This is a genomic window from Leifsonia sp. RAF41 (assembly GCF_052114085.1).
Taxonomy (GTDB): Bacteria; Actinomycetota; Actinomycetes; order Actinomycetales; family Microbacteriaceae; genus Leifsonia.
Window position 1 is genome coordinate 255,516 of record NZ_JBFREB010000001.1, and the last position, 15,788, is coordinate 271,303.

At 67.7% G+C, this 15,788-nt stretch carries 16 protein-coding genes; 13 read left to right on the top strand and 3 right to left on the bottom strand.

The window, feature by feature from the left end:
• Positions 1–48: 48 nt before the first annotated feature.
• Entirely contained in the window at positions 49–807 is a 759-nt protein-coding gene (locus AB4Y74_RS01265) for a DeoR/GlpR family DNA-binding transcription regulator (protein ID WP_441797305.1), read from the bottom strand.
• 195 nt (positions 808–1,002) lie between these two features.
• Between AB4Y74_RS01265 and AB4Y74_RS01270 the strand changes: the two genes are divergently transcribed.
• Genes AB4Y74_RS01270 through AB4Y74_RS01315 form a run of 10 tightly spaced genes read left to right on the top strand, consistent with a single transcriptional unit; the run spans position 1,003 to position 11,677 of the window.
• Complete coding sequence (locus tag AB4Y74_RS01270; protein WP_441797306.1) at positions 1,003–2,331, top strand: ABC transporter substrate-binding protein; 1,329 nt, start codon at positions 1,003–1,005, stop codon at positions 2,329–2,331.
• Entirely contained in the window at positions 2,328–3,278 is a 951-nt protein-coding gene (locus AB4Y74_RS01275) for a carbohydrate ABC transporter permease (protein ID WP_441797307.1), read from the top strand. The genes AB4Y74_RS01270 and AB4Y74_RS01275 overlap by 4 nt, the downstream gene beginning before the upstream one ends.
• On the top strand, positions 3,278–4,111 hold the full coding sequence (locus tag AB4Y74_RS01280; RefSeq protein WP_441797308.1) for a carbohydrate ABC transporter permease: 834 nt from the start codon (positions 3,278–3,280) through the stop codon (positions 4,109–4,111). The genes AB4Y74_RS01275 and AB4Y74_RS01280 overlap by 1 nt, the downstream gene beginning before the upstream one ends.
• A 13-nt stretch (positions 4,112–4,124) precedes the next feature.
• On the top strand, positions 4,125–5,459 hold the full coding sequence (locus AB4Y74_RS01285) for a family 4 glycosyl hydrolase (RefSeq protein ID WP_441797309.1): 1,335 nt from the start codon (positions 4,125–4,127) through the stop codon (positions 5,457–5,459).
• A complete protein-coding gene (locus AB4Y74_RS01290) occupies positions 5,456–6,325 on the top strand; it encodes a class II fructose-bisphosphate aldolase (protein ID WP_441797310.1) in 870 nt (289 codons plus the stop codon). The genes AB4Y74_RS01285 and AB4Y74_RS01290 overlap by 4 nt, the downstream gene beginning before the upstream one ends.
• Positions 6,322–7,635: a D-tagatose-bisphosphate aldolase, class II, non-catalytic subunit gene (locus AB4Y74_RS01295; protein ID WP_441797311.1), complete on the top strand. Its 1,314-nt coding sequence runs from the start codon at positions 6,322–6,324 to the stop codon at positions 7,633–7,635. Before AB4Y74_RS01290 ends, AB4Y74_RS01295 begins: the two co-directional genes overlap by 4 nt.
• The gene (locus AB4Y74_RS01300; protein WP_441797312.1) at positions 7,628–8,797 is read left to right on the top strand and encodes an SIS domain-containing protein; all 1,170 of its coding nucleotides are present in this window, start codon (positions 7,628–7,630) and stop codon (positions 8,795–8,797) included. Before AB4Y74_RS01295 ends, AB4Y74_RS01300 begins: the two co-directional genes overlap by 8 nt.
• Complete coding sequence (locus AB4Y74_RS01305) at positions 8,794–9,759, top strand: BadF/BadG/BcrA/BcrD ATPase family protein (RefSeq protein ID WP_441797313.1); 966 nt, start codon at positions 8,794–8,796, stop codon at positions 9,757–9,759. Before AB4Y74_RS01300 ends, AB4Y74_RS01305 begins: the two co-directional genes overlap by 4 nt.
• Before the next feature lie 23 nt (positions 9,760–9,782).
• The gene (locus tag AB4Y74_RS01310) at positions 9,783–10,952 is read left to right on the top strand and encodes a Gfo/Idh/MocA family protein (RefSeq protein ID WP_441797314.1); all 1,170 of its coding nucleotides are present in this window, start codon (positions 9,783–9,785) and stop codon (positions 10,950–10,952) included.
• Between the two features lie 44 nt (positions 10,953–10,996).
• Positions 10,997–11,677 (top strand): hypothetical protein, encoded by a 681-nt coding sequence (locus AB4Y74_RS01315; protein ID WP_441797315.1) that lies wholly within the window; start codon positions 10,997–10,999, stop codon positions 11,675–11,677.
• On the opposite strand, the gene AB4Y74_RS01320 is transcribed toward AB4Y74_RS01315, so the two are convergent.
• The gene (locus AB4Y74_RS01320) at positions 11,649–12,605 is read right to left on the bottom strand and encodes a DUF389 domain-containing protein (protein ID WP_441797316.1); all 957 of its coding nucleotides are present in this window, start codon (positions 12,603–12,605) and stop codon (positions 11,649–11,651) included. The genes AB4Y74_RS01315 and AB4Y74_RS01320 overlap by 29 nt on opposite strands.
• Positions 12,606–12,753: 148 nt before the next feature.
• Here AB4Y74_RS01320 and AB4Y74_RS01325 point away from each other — a divergent pair, with 148 nt between their 5' ends.
• Positions 12,754–13,143 (top strand): VOC family protein, encoded by a 390-nt coding sequence (locus tag AB4Y74_RS01325; protein ID WP_441797317.1) that lies wholly within the window; start codon positions 12,754–12,756, stop codon positions 13,141–13,143.
• A 138-nt stretch (positions 13,144–13,281) separates the two neighbouring features.
• On the top strand, positions 13,282–13,746 hold the full coding sequence (locus AB4Y74_RS01330) for a pyridoxamine 5'-phosphate oxidase family protein (protein WP_441797318.1): 465 nt from the start codon (positions 13,282–13,284) through the stop codon (positions 13,744–13,746).
• A gap of 154 nt (positions 13,747–13,900) precedes the next feature.
• Here AB4Y74_RS01330 and AB4Y74_RS01335 read toward each other — a convergent pair whose 3' ends face one another.
• Entirely contained in the window at positions 13,901–14,074 is a 174-nt protein-coding gene (locus tag AB4Y74_RS01335) for a hypothetical protein (RefSeq protein WP_441797319.1), read from the bottom strand.
• Between the two features lie 324 nt (positions 14,075–14,398).
• Here AB4Y74_RS01335 and AB4Y74_RS01340 point away from each other — a divergent pair, with 324 nt between their 5' ends.
• Positions 14,399–15,724 carry a flavin monoamine oxidase family protein gene (locus AB4Y74_RS01340; protein WP_441797320.1) on the top strand — a complete coding sequence of 442 codons (1,326 nt, stop codon included), beginning with the start codon at positions 14,399–14,401 and terminating at the stop codon, positions 15,722–15,724.
• The last annotated feature ends 64 nt before the right edge of the window (positions 15,725–15,788 follow it).

Here is a 15,788-nt window from a genome sequence, read left to right on the forward strand (position 1 = left end):
AACGTGCACAAAATATGCAGTTTTCTGCGCGTTATCGCGGTGATACTGCTAGGCGCAGATGACGCGGCACCCTCGGCGCTGGATGGCGTCCACTGCGGACTGCGGCGCACGGGAGTCGGTGATCAGCACGTCCACTTCGTCCATCGAGCAGACGCTCGCGAGCGCGACTCGGCCGATCTTGGTCGCGTCCGCCAGCACGATCGTCATGCGGGAGCGCGCGCGCATGACCCCGTTCACCCGGGCGCCGATCGGGTCGTAATTCGTGCAGCCCGCCTCGGTGTCCACGCCGTCCACCCCGAGGAAGGAGACGTCGATGTTGTACTCGGATAGGAACGCCTCGGCGCTCGGGCCGACCACCTCCTGGCTGCTGCTGCGGACCTCGCCGCCGGCGGCGAACACCCGGAGGCCCGGACTGGTCACCAGACTGGTCGCGATATTGAGCGCGTTCGTGACGACCGTCAGGCCGCGGCGCGTGAGCAGCTGCCTGGCGAACTCGTTCGTGGTCGTCCCGCCGGTCATGCCGACGACCCTGGCACCGTCGAGGAAGGCGAGCGCGCTGTGAGCGATGCGCCGCTTCTCGTCCAGATCCTGCGAGGTCTTGAACCCGAGCGGGAGGTCGTTGAAAGCGACGTGGGTCGTAGCGCCTCCGCGCGTGCGGCTCACCAGCTGTTGCTCTTCGAGCAGCTCGAGGTCACGTCGGATGGTTGCCTCCGAGACGTCGAACTGTGCGGCGAGCTCGGGCACCTCCATCGAGAGATTGTCGACGATGGCGGAAACGATGTGATGGAGACGTTCTTTGCGCTGCACAGTCGAACTATAGCGAATGAGCAGCCAAAGTGCGCGCACAATCAGTTATCGGCGGCAATAATGCGCATTTGACCGAAATGTGGGCTTTTCCCTCGGGAATTGTTGAATCCGCGCGCATCGCATGTCATCGTTGCTCGAATCGCGTGTCGCTCAGCATCGCCGCTGACACGCTCCCTATGCCCAAGGAGGAGCAGAATGACGCTCAAGCCCAGACGCCATACCCGAAACGCCGTTATCGCCGGTGCCGTCGCCCTCGGACTCACGCTGACCGGATGCACCGGCGGCGGTTCCGCCGGAGGCTCTACCCAGACCAAGGGCGTGACCATCACCGTCGCTTGGATGAACCCCGCGCCCCCGAAGGCAGCTCTCGACGCGTTCACCAAGAGCACGGGCATCACCGTCAAGTGGACGAGCATCGACTGGGACAACCTCCAGACCAAGATCGCGGCAGCCGCGACGTCGAAGACGTACTTCGCCGACGTCACCGACGTCGACTGGTCGCGCGTCGGACAGCTCAGCAGGCTGGACTGGTTCTATCCGATCGACAACTACATCGACACCAAGAAGCTGAAGTCGGACATGCCGCAGCTCAGCTCGTTCGTGTCCGGCGGAAAGGTGATCGGCATCCCGTTCGACTCCTCCTACATGGTGACGACGGTCAACAAGGACCAGTTCGCGCAGGCGGGCATCACCACGATGCCGACCACGATGACCGAGTACACAGACGACCTCAAGCAGGTCAAGGCCAAGGGCGTCTCCGCCACTCCGCTCAACATTCCGTTCGCGGCGGCCGAGGGCCTCTCGACCTACTGGTACGAGGCGACGGAGGCGTTCGGCGGCACGGTGCTCGACTCGAAGGGCAAGCCGCAGTTCGCCAGCCCCGACTCCGGCGGCTACAAGGCCGCCAAGTGGATGGTCGACTCGCTGAAGGACGGACTCGTCCCGGCCGGCAACATCAACGTCACCGACTCCCAGGGCATGCAGAACCTGATGGCCAAGGGTGTCGTCTCCTCGACGTTCTCCGACTACTCGGGCAACGTGGGCAGCCTGTACGACGTGCCCGCCTCGTCCGACGTCGTCGGCAAGACCGTGTACATCCCGACCCCGGGCGTCGACGGGACCGCGAGCAATCTCGGTAACCCGGACGGTATCGGCATCCCCAAGCAGGCCAAGTACCCCGCCGCCGCGGCCAAGTTCATCGAGTGGATCACCGCCACCGAGAACCAGGCCGACTTCGCCGGGGCCAGCGGTCCCGACAAGGTGATGCCGAACTACCCGACCCCGTCGCGGCTGTCGGCCATGAAGATCCTCACGGAGAACGGCAAGCTGGCCCAGGGTGCCGAGCTCAGTGAGCTGCTGTCGAAGTCCAAGCCGGTGTTCGCATCGGGTGCGCCGTCCTGGTACCCGGAGTTCTCCCGGTCGGTCAGCACGAACCTGCACTCTGCCGCCGTCGGCACCATCAGCGTCGACGCGGCGATCAAGGCCATCGCCGCGCAGGCCACCAAGCTGGCGAACGGCTCTTGAGCGTCGACGTCCAGTCCCCCCGCCGGCCGGGTCCGCCCCGGCCGGCGGCGGGCCCCAGCCGATCGCGATCGCGGCTCGTCCGCCGCCTCGACTTCCTGCCCTACGGCCTGGTCGCACCGCTCGCGATCTTCATCGTCGGCCTGGCCCTGGTCCCGGCCGGTATCACGCTCGTCGAGGCGTTCTTCAAGATCCAGCCGCTGAATCCGCCCGATCACTTCAATGGGATCGACAACTTCGTCGCGCTGTTCAACGACCCCGCCGTCGTCGCGAGCATGGGCAACACGGCGCTGTACGTGATCATCGGCGTCCTGCTTTCGACCGCGCTGGGCATTCTGTTCGCGGTGACCCTGCAGAAGCCGTTCCGCGGCCGCTCGGTCCTGGTCGCGATCCTGATTCTGCCGTGGGCGCTCCCGGGCGTGGTTGAGGGCATCGTCTGGTCGGGCATCTGGGACAGCAACAATGGTCTGCTCAACAGCGTGCTGTCATCGCTGCACCTGATCGACCATTACCAGGTCTTCCTCGGCCAGAACCAGTTCGTGACCATCCTGGCGATCGAACTCGTGCAGGTCTGGCAGATCACGCCGCTGTCGGCGTTGCTGGTGCTGGCCTCGCTGCAGAACATCCCGGGCGAGCTCTACGAGGCCGCCTCTCTGGACGGCGCCACCGGGTTCAACATGTTCCGCCGCATCACGCTGCCGCTCGCGCGGCCGGGCATCGCCATCGCCATGGTCCAGGCCGTGATCGCGACACTCAACGTGTTCGACCAGCCGTTCGTGCTGAACGGCGCGGCCGCGACCGGCTCGTCGGTCACGATGCAGACCTACTTCATCAGCTTCCAGAACCTCGACTTCGGTCAGGGCTATGCGCTGTCCCTGCTGATCACGCTCGCCACGCTCATCGTGTCGCTGGGCGTCGTGAGGCTCGTCTACCGCCCCGTGGAGTTCTGATGAAAAGACGTTCCATAGCGCGCCCGATCGGCGTCGCCTTCATCCTGATCTGGACGCTGACGCCGCTGTACTGGGTGCTCAACACGAGCCTGCAGACGGACGCGCAGATCAGCGCAAAGCCGGCGAACTACCTGCCGCCCACCCCGTCCCTGACGAACTACATCACACTGCTCGGCGGGAGCGGCGACCTGGCCGACTCGGTCCGGCGGTCGATGCTCAACATCTTCATCGAGTGCACCGCGGCGACCATCGTGACCGTCGTGCTCGCGACGCTGGCGGCCTACGCGTTCGCCCGCATGAAGTTCCGGGGGCGCGACGTGCTGTTCTATGCGGTGCTGGCGACGATGGCGTTCCCCGCGTACGCCACCCTCATCCCGCTCTACCAGATGATGTCGGGACTGGGACTGGTCAACACCTATACGGGCATCGTCCTGGTGTACATCTCCGGCTTCCTGCCGCTGGCGACCTGGATCATGTACAACTACATGAGCAGCCTGCCGATCGCGCTCGAAGAGGCCGGCCAGGTCGACGGCGCGAGCAGGATGCGCGTGCTCTGGCACGTGGTGCTGCCGCTCGCCCGACCGGGCATCGTCTCGGTGGCCATCATCACGTTCCTCTCGGCGTGGGCGCAGTTCCTGTTCCCGCTCGTGCTCTCCAGCGACTTGTCGACGCAGCCGCTCACGGTTGTGATCGCCGCGCTGCAGGGACGGCACACCGTCCCGTACTCGCTGATGAGCGCCGCCGGCGTGGTCGCCGTCGCGGTTCCGGCCGTGATCGCGGTGCTGCTCAACCGGTACATCGTCAGCGGACTCCTCACCGGGAGCGTCAAATGAGAAGGATCGTCCGATGACGCAGGAGGCGTTCGTCCTCATCGGCGCCGGCAGCACCGTGTTCACCCCGGGTCTGCTGAACGACCTCGCCCGCTCGCGCACGTTCGACGGTATCGCCGTGCGGCTGGTCGACGTGGTCCCGGAAGCGGCCGAGACGATGGCCCGCCTGGGCCGCCGGATCGCTGAAGCGGCCGGCTCCACCATGACTGTCGAAGCGGTGGCCGACCGGCGCGAAGCGCTGCGCGACGCCCGTTTCGTCGCCACCACCATCGCGGTCGGGTCTGCGGCCGGCTGGAGGGCCGATCTGGACATCCCGGAGGCCTACGGCATCCACCAGACCGTCGGTGACAGCGTCGGACCAGGGGGTGTACTGCGCGCGCTTCGTCACATCCCGGAACTGCTGGCGATCGCGACGGACATCGCCGATGTGGCGCCGACCGCGCAGCTGATCAACTACAGCAACCCCCTCACGGCGAACGTCCGGGCCGTCACCAAGCACACGCCGGTGAATGCGGTCGGTCTCTGCCACGGCACCATGCACACCAAGGCGGCACTGAGCGCCGACCTCGGCGTCGACCCGGAGTCGGTGAGCGCGCTGTTCGCCGGGCTCAACCATCTCTGCTGGCTCCTCGACATCCGATCCGGTTCGCAGGATCTGTACCCGCGCTTGCGCGAGTTGGTGCGCGAGCGCGCCGACGGCCGGGACGCTCAGACCTCCCGCAGCGAAGGCGTGCATTCTGGCGTGTCGGCGGATCTGATGCGGACCTTCGGCCTGTACCCCGCTCCGGGCGACCGCCATGTGTCCGAGTTCTTCCCCGGCTACCTCGCCCGCGCCGGCGATGGCGGCCTCGGCTGGGGTCTCCAGGGCGGCCAGGACATGACGCGCGAGTACATCGACGAGAAGGGCCGGCTGTGGGACTCGCTCCGGGCCCAGGCGGAAGGAACCGAGCCCCTCGCACCGGCCCGGAACCAGGAGGCCGAACGCCTGGTGGCCATCGCCGAGGCGCTGCAGACGGGGAAGGAACACGTCGAACTCGCCGTCAACCTGCCGAACGCCGGTGTGATCAGGAACCTGCCGCCGGAGGCCGTCGTGGAGGTCCCTGCCGTCGTCGGCGCCCACGGCATCCACGGCGTCTCCGTCGGCCGGCTCCCCGATGCGGTTGCCGCCGTGCTGACGGCGCGAGCCCAGCAACAGGAGCTCACCGTCCAGGCCGCCGTCAGCGGTGCACGCGAACTCGCCCTGCAGGCGCTCGCCCTCGACCCTCTCGTGCCGGACGCGCAGACCGCTCGCGGGATCCTCGACGACGCCGTGGCGGCGGACCCGTCGCACTACGATCGCTTCGCCTCATGAGCCTCGCCACGACCCGGGGTCTCCTCGAAAACGCCGTCGGCCGTCGGGGCGCGGCACTCGCCTTCAACGTGATCACTCTCGAGCACGCCGAGGGGATCGTCGCCGGCGCCGAGCAGGCAGGCGTCGCGGTCATCCTGCAGGTCAGCGAGAACGCGATCGGCTACCACGGCGGCCGGTTCGCGCCGTTGCTGGCGGCCTGCGGGCAGGTGGCCGAAGAGAGCACCGTCCCGGTCAGCATCCACCTCGACCACATCAGAGACAGCGCCCTCGCCGAGGAACTGATCCAGCACGCCGACCGCTACGGCGCTTCGTCGATCATGGTGGATGAAGCCGATCTCGACTACGAGCTGAACGTGTCCCGCACCCGGGACGCCGCCGCCCGTGCTCACGAGCGCGGGTTGTGGGTCGAAGCCGAACTCGGCGCGATCGGCGGCAAGGACGGCGCGCACGCTCCCGGAGTCCGGACCGATCCGGCCGAGGCCGTGTCGTTCGTGGCGGCGACCGGGGTCGACGGGCTGGCGGTCGCCGTCGGATCGTCTCACGCGATGACCACGGCTGACGCACAACTGGACCTCGCGCTGGTCTCCGAGCTGGCGCGGGTCGTGCCTGTGCCGCTCGTCCTCCACGGGTCGTCCGGCGTTCCAGTGCTCACGCTGAACGACGCGGTGGCCGCCGGTATCCGAAAGATCAACGTCGGCACTGCCCTCAATGTCGCTTTCACCGGGCGCATCAGGGCGTTCCTCGCCTCCGACCCGTCGGTGACCGACCCGCGGCGCTTCCTCGCGCACGGGCGGGACGGCATCGCCGAGACGGTCGCTGCGCTCTGCGCGCAGACCAGCAGCACACGATCTGAAGGAGCAGCATGACCGACCAGTTCTGGGAGACCATCCGGCGGCACAAGGCCGGTGAACCGGTCGGGGTCTACTCGGTGTGCTCCGCGCATCCGGTCGTCCTCGAAGCGGCTATCGCGCAGGCCGCGGCCGATTCGAGCCTCGTCCTCATCGAGGCCACCTCGAACCAGGTGGACCAGTTCGGCGGCTACACCGGGATGCGCCCGGCCGACTTCCGCGAACTCGTGTTCTCGATCGCGGACCAGCAGGGATTCCCTCGCGACCGCATCGTGCTCGGCGGCGATCACCTCGGACCCAACCGTTGGCAGGGGCAACCGGCTGCGGAGGCGCTCGCCAACGCCGACGCCCTCGTCGCCGCCTACGTCGAGGCCGGGTACACGAAGATCCACCTCGACTGCAGCATGTCGTGCAGCGGCGATCCGGTGCCGCTCGGAGACGATCTCGTCGCGGAACGGAGCGCCCGACTGCTCCGTGTCGCCGAGCAGACAGCCCGCAGCCTCGGGATCGAGGGGCGCCAGCTCTATGTGATCGGCACAGAGGTGCCGGTGCCCGGCGGCGCGCACGAGACGCTGGCGGAATTGACCCCCACGTCGCCCGACGCGGCTCGGCGGACACTGGAACGACACCGCGAAGCCTTTGCGGATGCCGGGGTGCTGGGCGCGTGGCCCCGGATCATCGCCCTGGTCGTGCAGCCCGGCGTGGAGTTCGACCACCTCCAGGTCATCGACTACCGGCGCGACCGCACCGGTGAACTGCGCGCCGTGCTCGATGACGAACCGGGGATGGTCTTCGAGGCGCACTCCACCGACTACCAGTTGGAGTCTCGACTGACCGAACTGGTCGAAGACCACTGGGCCATCCTGAAGGTCGGACCGGGCCTCACCTTTGCGATGCGGGAGGCGCTGTTCGCGTTGGCCGCCATCGAAGACGAACTGGTGCCCGCCGCTGCGCGTTCGAACCTCGTCGGAGTGATCGAGGAGCGCATGCTGGCAGAACCCGGGTACTGGCAGAACTACTACGAAGGCGACGAGGACGAGCAGCGCATCGCTCGCCGCTACAGCTACAGCGACCGGCTGCGCTACTACTGGCCCGACCCCGCCATCGAAGCCGCCGAAGCGCTGCTCTACGCCAACCTCTCCGGCAGGACACTGCCGCTTCCACTGATCGCACAGTTCCTGCCGGACCAGTACGTCCGCGTTCGCGCCGGAGAACTCGATCCCGAGCCGCGTTCACTCGTGACCGACAAGATCAGGGATGTCCTGCGTCCGTACGCCGCCGCCACACGTCCAACCACCGCACGAAACCAGAGGGAACTCCTTGTCTGAAACACGCCCGACCACCGTACGACCCGAGATCACTGGCGCTCAATTCACGATCGGCGAGATCAGCCACCAACCCGACGTGTGGCGTGAGGCTGCGGCGAACGTCGAGGCCGAACGTGCCCAGGTGGATGCGTTCCTCGCCCCGCTCCTCGACCGATCCGACCTGCGAATCGTCCTCACGGGCGCCGGGACGTCCGCGTTCGTCGGCGGAGTCGCCGCGCCTGAGCTGTCGCGCCTGCTGTCACGACGGATCGAGGCGATCGCCACGACCGACCTCGTCTCCAACCCCCGCGAGTTCCTCGCGGAAGACGTCCCGACCCTGTTGATCTCATTCGCGCGTTCCGGCAACAGCCCGGAGAGCGTCGCAGCGACACGGCTCGCCGACGAGTCCCTCAGCGACGTGAGCCACCTGATCGTGACGTGCGACCCGGCGGGTCAGCTCAATCAGGAGCACCAGGGCCGCAAGAAGTCCTACGTGCTCCTGATGCCCGCCGCCGCCAACGACCAGGGATTCGCGATGACGTCGAGCTTCACCTCGATGCTGCTTTCGGTGCTCCTGGTCCTGGGTGGCGGAGGCTCCAGGGAGGTCGCGCCTCTCGTCGCGGCTGCGGCCGGCATCGTCGGGGACGGCTGGGATGCGATCAGCGACCTCGCCGATGACCGGTACGAGCGCGTCGTCTACCTGGGCAGCGGGCCGCTCACCGCACTCGCCCGCGAATCCGCCCTCAAGCTCCTGGAGCTCACGGCCGGACAGGTCGTGAGCTACTACGACTCGGCCCTCGGCTTCCGGCACGGCCCGAAGTCCGTATTGGACGAGCGCACCCTCGTCGTCGTCTTCATCTCGTCCGACCCGTACACGCGTCGGTACGACCTCGACATCCTCGCAGAGCTGAGGAGCGCACTTGATCCGTCCCGCGTGATCGCGGTCGCACCCGACGGAGTCACAACAGCGGCCGGCCAGTTGGTCGCGTTCGAAGGCTTGCACGAACTGAACGATTCGTTCCTCGCCAGTGTGTATGTCGTCGTCGCCCAGATCCTCGGACTCTCGTTCGCCCTGCGCGTCGGGACGACACCGGACAATCCGTTCCCGAGCGGCAACGTCAACCGCGTGGTGAAGGGCGTGCGGCTGCACCCCCTCGACGGTGCCGCGAGCGGGGTCGCGTGAGCCCTTTCCTGGGCATCGACGGCGGGGGCACCAAGACGGCGTTCGTCCTCATCGATGCAGAGGGCTCCGTGCTGGCACGGTCCCGGCAGCCGAGCAGCGACTACTACCGTCTCGGCGTCGAGGCTGTGACCCGGACGCTCGCCGACGGTGTGGACGACATCTGCCGGCAGGCCGGGATTCCGGCCGGTGCGATCGCGTTCACTGTGGTCGGCCTGCCCGGCTACGGCGAAGTCAGTACCGACCGGGACACGCTGGACGCGGTCCCTCTGGCCGCACTCGGCCAGGACCGCTACCTCTGCGTCAACGACATGGTCTGCGGCTGGGCGGGCTCTCTGGGCGCGACCGACGGAATAAACGTCGTCGGCGGTACCGGTTCGATGACCTACGGCGAGCGGGAGGGGTCGGGTGTCCGCGTCGGCGGATGGGGCGAGCTCTTCGGGGATGAGGGATCCGGCTACTGGATCGCCTCGCACGGCCTCAACGCCTTCACCAGGATGAGCGACGGTCGGCTTCCACGCGGCCCGCTCTACGACCTGATCAAGGAGCACACCGGAATCGCCGCCGACCTCGATCTGATCGGGCTCGTGCTCACCGACTGGCAGAAGGAGCGCACCCGGATCGCGGCGCTGTCCAGCACCGTCGCCGAGGCGGCGAGTGCGGGGGACGGCGTCGCCGCGGACATCCTCGCCGCAGCCGGCGGGGAGCTCGCCGGCCTGGTCGACGCCACCCGCCGGCAACTCGGCTACGAGACGGGCGACGAGGTCGCTGTCTCCTACTCGGGCGGTGTGTTCCGGTCCGACCTGGTGCTCGCCGCGTTCACCGCCGAGCTGAACGCCCTCTACGCCGGGTATGACCTGCGCGCACCCCGCTACGAGCCGGACGTGGGGGCCGCGCTCTATGCCGCGAAAGTATCGGGGGCCCCGCTGGCGGCGGATGCGCTGCGGGCGCTGCCCGGCCGATGAACACCGGATCGGAAGGAGACTCGATGGACCTCAGGATCGGCGTCGTCGGATACGGCAACCGCGGCAGCGTGGCGCGCGAGGCGCATCGCCCGGGCGCAGGATCGGTCGTGGTCGCCCTCTGCGACCTGAGCGAGCGGTCGCGCGACGAATTCCGCGAGGCCTTCCCGGACGCTACGGTGACCGGCAGCCTCGGCGAGCTGCTCGCCCTCGACCTTGATGCCGTCATGGTGCTGACGCCGGACGACCAGCACGCGGCCGTCGTCATCCCGGCGCTCGAAGCCGGCGTGGCAGCATTCTGCGAGAAGCCGCTCGCAATCTCGATCGACGACTGCGACCGCATCCTGGAGGCCGCCCGTCGCACCGGCTCGCGGCTGTATGTCGGCCACAACATGCGGCACATGCCGGTGATCACGCTGATGCGCGGGTTGATCCGGGAGGGCCGCATCGGCGAGGTCAAGGCGGTCTGGTGCCGCCACTTCGTCGGTAACGGCGGGGACTACTACTTCAAGGACTGGCACGCCGATCGGTCCAAGTCGGTGGGCCTGCTGCTGCAGAAGGGAGCGCATGACCTGGATGTCATCCACTGGCTCGCCGGCGGCTATTCGAGCCGGGTGCAGGCGATCGGTTCCCTGAGCGTCTACGGAGCCATCGACGACCGGCGGGACCGGGCGGGGGAGCGCATGCAGGACTGGTTCAGCCTCGACAACTGGCCACCCACCGCACTCGACGGTCTCAACCCGGTGATGGACGTCGAGGACATTTCGCAGGTCAACATGGTGCTCGACAACGGGGTTCTGGCGTCGTACCAGCAATGCCACTTCGCTCCGGATTATTGGCGCAACTATACGGTCATCGGCACCGAAGGGCGCATCGAGAACTTCGGAGACGATGCCGGGTCGCAGGTCGGGCTCTGGAATCGCCGGCACGGGAGCGCGGCGCCGGCCGACGAGACGTTCGTGGTGTCCGAGGGGATCGGCGGCCACGGCGGGGCGGATTCCCTCATGATCTCGGAGTTTCTGGAGTTCGTACGCAGCGGCGCCGAAGCGCAGACATCCCCGGTCGCCGCCCGCAACGCCGTTGCGACGGGTGTGGTCGCCACCGTCTCCCTCCGGGGCGACGGCAGCACACTGCCGGTGCCTGCTCTCGATGCCGGCCTCGTGGAGTACTTCGCCGCCGGCCAGCCCACGCGATGAGCGCTTCTGGGGCTACGGCGGAACCGCACGATTCGTTGCGCAGCATGCTCGCGTCCGGCCGTCCGGGAGTTCTGCGCGGTGTCGACCGGCACGAGCTCGCGGTGGCGATGGCCGACGTGAACGACGAGGCGGTCGCTGCGCTCGTCGCCCGGGGATTTCCCCTTGCTGTCGCTGCGGCCTCGCTCGCCGATATCCCCAGAAAGCTGGAGCTGTACGGCGAGCTGGTCGACGACGACTGGCTGCTGGCGGTGTTCACGGGCCGGGTCGTCACCCTTGGACGCCTGCAGTTCGAGGTGGCGCCCAGCCGGGTCGGCCGCAACATGCACATCCCTGAGACCGGCCCCCTGACGCCGGAGTCCGTCGACGACGCACTCGCCCGAGCGGCCGAGTGGTTCCACGACGGCGCCCCTCTGGTGTGCGAGAGCTGGGTGTTCGACGACCGGCTCCGTGACCTCCCGGCGACCAGCAACCTGCGCCGCTTCATCGAGCGCTTCGACGTGCCACCGACCCCCTCGAACCAGGAGGGCGCGCTGAGCGTCGCGAAGTTCGTGTTCCGGTCGACGCCCGAGCGGGTGGCGGCTGCTCCGTTGCGCCCGCACGCGACTGCGCTCGAGCGCATCGCCTATGCGGCGTTGACCGGAGAGGGCGTGTGGAGCAAGCCGCGGGCGACGTTGCTCCCGCGCTGGGGTTTCCACGTCAGACCGGACCGTGCTGTCGCCCGGTGATCGCCTGTGCTGCGTGCCGTCGCTGGTTCACGCGCTGCACGATCAGGGTCGCCACCCCGCCGAGTGTGATCGCGGCGAGGTTGATGACCAACTGGATGAGCGCGCCGACGGCCTGCTCGGTGGCCCCGTAAGCGAGGGCGACGGCGGCGTTCGCGGCGGCCGGAATCGTCGTCACCGAGATCAGCACCCCGATGAGTGCGCCCGACTTCGCGGTCGACAGTGACAGCAGGCCGGCGATGCCGGCGAGGAAACCGACCACCCAGCTGAGCACGTTCGGTCTCCAGATGAAGTCAGTCAGAGGCCGGGAGTGCAGCAGGTCGGCGGGTGACATCAGGTGGAGCGCGGTGAGCAGCAGGGTGAACAGGATGGTGATCGCGATAGCAATGGCGAACCCGACGGCGAGTGCGAGCACGGATTGAGCGATCATCCGACGTCGCCATCGCACGAGGCCCACTGAGAGCGCAGCAAGCGGCCCGAAGTCTGGGCCGACGACCATGGCGCCGACGATGAGGATGGGTTCGTCGAAGACGACACCGATCGCAGCGATCATGGTGGCGACGGACATGAATGTCAGGAAGGTGGGGGAGAGGCTGGTCTCTTCATGGGTGCGCTGCTCGATCTCTTGCCACACCACGGCGTCGGCGGCATGCCCGGGGGCGGCGCGGCTTGCGCGTTTCGCCGCATCCGAGATCTCGATGCCGATGTCGTCGACGGAGATTGATCCCTCGTGCTGCACCCCGAGTTGCTGAAGCTGGTCGAGCAGGGCGCTCAACCCTTCGCGGGCGACATCGCACAGCACCAGGTCGCCCGCAGGTCGGGTAGCGGCCTTCGGGATGCGAACGATGTTGGTCGTCGCCACGTTGTCCTGGAGGGTCGTGAGCACCTGGTCGACGAGGTCGGCGGGGGCGATGATTCGCAGATGCTGCACCTGGACAGTGTCACCGCAATCGCGCCGCGCGCCTGGCGATCGGGGGCGTGTCGGTGAACGCGGCCGGTCAGGGCGGCCAGGGCAGGGTACGGATGCGGCCGCCTGAATCGGGGTCCGAGCCATGACGTCACGGAGCTAGGATCTCGACATGGCAGTGACGCTTGCTTCCTACCTCAGCTACTCAGACGCTGAGGCGGCGATTGTCTGGCTCGAAGCGCTCGGATTCACCGTGGTCGCTCGTCAAGACGGTGAACACGACACCATCCAACACGCTGAACTGCGGTTGGACGACGCCGTCATCATGATTGCCAGTAGTGATGCCGACTATTTCCTCGCACCACTCGTCGGGCAGTCAACCGGATCTGGCCTCTACCTCGCGACTGACAACGTCGACGGGATGTACGCCGCCGCGATCGAGGCAGGCGCACAGTCGGTAATTCGCCCCGAAGACACGGGGTGGGGTTCACGGCGTGCTCGAGTCCTTGATCCGGGCGGCCGGGAGTGGAGCTTCGGGTCTTACGAACCCGGTGGCCCGTAGCGCATGAATGAAAAGTGCCGTCCCGCCCATTCCCGACAGTGCCCAGGGCCTCGCTGCCTGTTGTGACCGCAGGACCAAGGGCTCTGTTGCCCGCACCAGGGTGGCCGGAGACTGGGCGGACCGTGGAGGTGGGTCATCATGAACGCAGTCAATCGGGACGAGGGCATCTGGTCTCCACAGGGGCCGGCGACGGTGCTCAGCGAAGACAGTTGCTGGGCGATCCTGGAGACGCACTCCTTTGGCCGAGTGGGGCTGAGTAACGAGAATCAGCCTGAGATCTTCCCGGTGGATTATGCGGTGACGGGTCGCGAGGTGGTGTTCCGTACGGCGGATGGGACGAAGCTTCGGCACCTGACGGCAAATCCGGCCGTTGCCTTCGAAGTGGACGAGCGCGACGGCGAGGAGGCTTGGAGCATCTCCCTCCGCGGGGAGGCTCACGTTCTGCATGATCCGAGCCGGGTCCGGCGCGTTGAGCAGTTGTCATGGCCGGACTGGGTACCGACCAAGACCTACGTGTACGTGGCCATCCATCCCCACGTCGTCAGCGGTCGGCGGATCTCCCGGCATCTTCACGCAACGCGACGGGACGAGACATCCGAATGAAGGTGCAGACGGTTCCGGTCGTGGCTTGGGCGTCCCTCTTCAGGCACATGCTGGCCGCACATCTCACCCCCGCGAGATGTGCGGCCACCTGCCGCCAGGAATGCAGTGAGCCGGCCTGCTGCGATGCAGGTACGGCCTGCTCGTCCAGCGACATCTAATTCGCGGGTTCTCCGTTCTCGGACGGATCCGCCAGATATGCGCGTCGTGCCTTGTCGAAGCGGGTGGGATCGGTTTCGGGAAGCGCATCCAGGATGGCCCAGAGGGCGAACGCGCGCGCCGCCTTGCGCTCCGGGGGCTCTGCGCCGAGAGATTCAATTCTTTCGTCCATGAGCAGGTGGCTCTCTGAGGCGATTGCACGTCTCCGCGGTTGAGGGGGTCGAGGCGGTGTCCCCATGGGAGGCACCGCCTCGGTCACTGCAGCCTGTACCCGTGATCCATGTGACATGGTGTCGCGGCGTGACGCGATCGGGGTTGAGGCGCGACCTCGCTTCGGCTGCCCGGGAGCTACCCGTAACTCCGAGGTTACGGACCCGCGGGACTACGGCGATAGGTCGAAGGTCCCGTGATGATCAGGAGTTGCCTACGCGGCTACAGTTCAGTATCGAGTGACCGGCGGGGTGGAGACTCCGGCGTCCTCGAAGAGAAGAACGGTGTGAGCGTGGAGCGGACGGATGTGGTCGTCGTGGGTGCCGGTGTCGCCGGGCTCGCCGCAGCGGGGATGCTCGTGTCGGCTGGTCTGGATGTCACCGTCCTCGAGGCGCGGGACCGCATCGGCGGTCGCGTGTGGACGGATCGGCGGTACGGAACAGCCCTCGACCTCGGCGCGTCGTGGATCCACGGGATCACGGACAACCCCGTGTGGGACGTGGTGCAGCGGCAGGGCATCGGCACGCGGGAGTTCACCGTCGGGAGCTACCAGCCCGGGGGACGGCCGATTGCCTACTTCTCGCCGCAGGGAGCGCGGCTGACCTCGGACGAGGTCGACGCGTTCGTCGCCGACGTCTCGACCGCGTCGAGCCGTCTCGAACGGGTGATCGCGGAGCTGGGCACCGGCGTCCCCTTCGCGACGGCGGTGGATCGCGCCCTGGAGGCACTGTCGTGGCCGCGGGAACGCGAGCAACGAGTCCGCGAGTTCCTGGGGCATCGGGCGGAGGAGCAGTACGGCGTCTCAGCGGAGCGTCTCGACGCGCATGGGCTGGACGACGACGCCGTCGAAGGCGACGAGGTGGTGTTCCCGGAAGGCTACGACCAGCTCACCAGAGCGCTCGCCGAAGGTCTCGACATTCGGCTCGGCCGGGCGGTGTCGAGCATCTCCTGGTCGGATCGGGGAGCGGAGGTCACGGCCGGCGATTTCGCGGTGTCGGCCGACCATGTCGTCGTCACCGTACCCGTCGGCGTACTGAAGTCCGGCGAGCTGGTCTTCGACCCGCCGCTTCCCGAGCCTGTCGCGAGCGCGCTCGGCCGACTCGAGATGAACCGTTTCGAGAAGGTCGTGCTCCGGTTCCCCCAGCGGTTCTGGCCCGGTGGCGTGTACGCCTTCCGGCGGCAGGGACCCGCGGCGCGGTGGTGGCACTCGTGGTACGACATCACCGGTCCCGACGGAACGCCGACCCTGCTGACGTTCGCGGCCGCGGAATGCGCGGAACGCACCGCTCGGTGGCCCGAGGACCAGATCGTGGCATCGGTGATGGCCGCACTTCGCCAGGTCTTCGGGGCGGCGGTGCCGGATCCGTCGGGATGCGCGGTGACGCGGTGGCAGCTGGACCCGTATTCGCGTGGCTCCTACGCCTACCTGCCGGTGGGTGCTCGGCGGCGGGACCACGAGGACCTCGCCGCGCCGATCGGAGGCGGCGTCCTGCACATCGCCGGCGAGGCGACCTGGACGGACGATCCCGCGACAGTCACCGCCGCCTTCGAGTCGGGCCGCCGCGCCGCCGCGCGCATCCTGAGCCGTGATATCCACGGTGCCCGGCGGTGATCTTCGGGACGCGGTACATCGTGAGCGCAGGCCCCGCCCACGATTCGCAGATCGCCGGAATTGC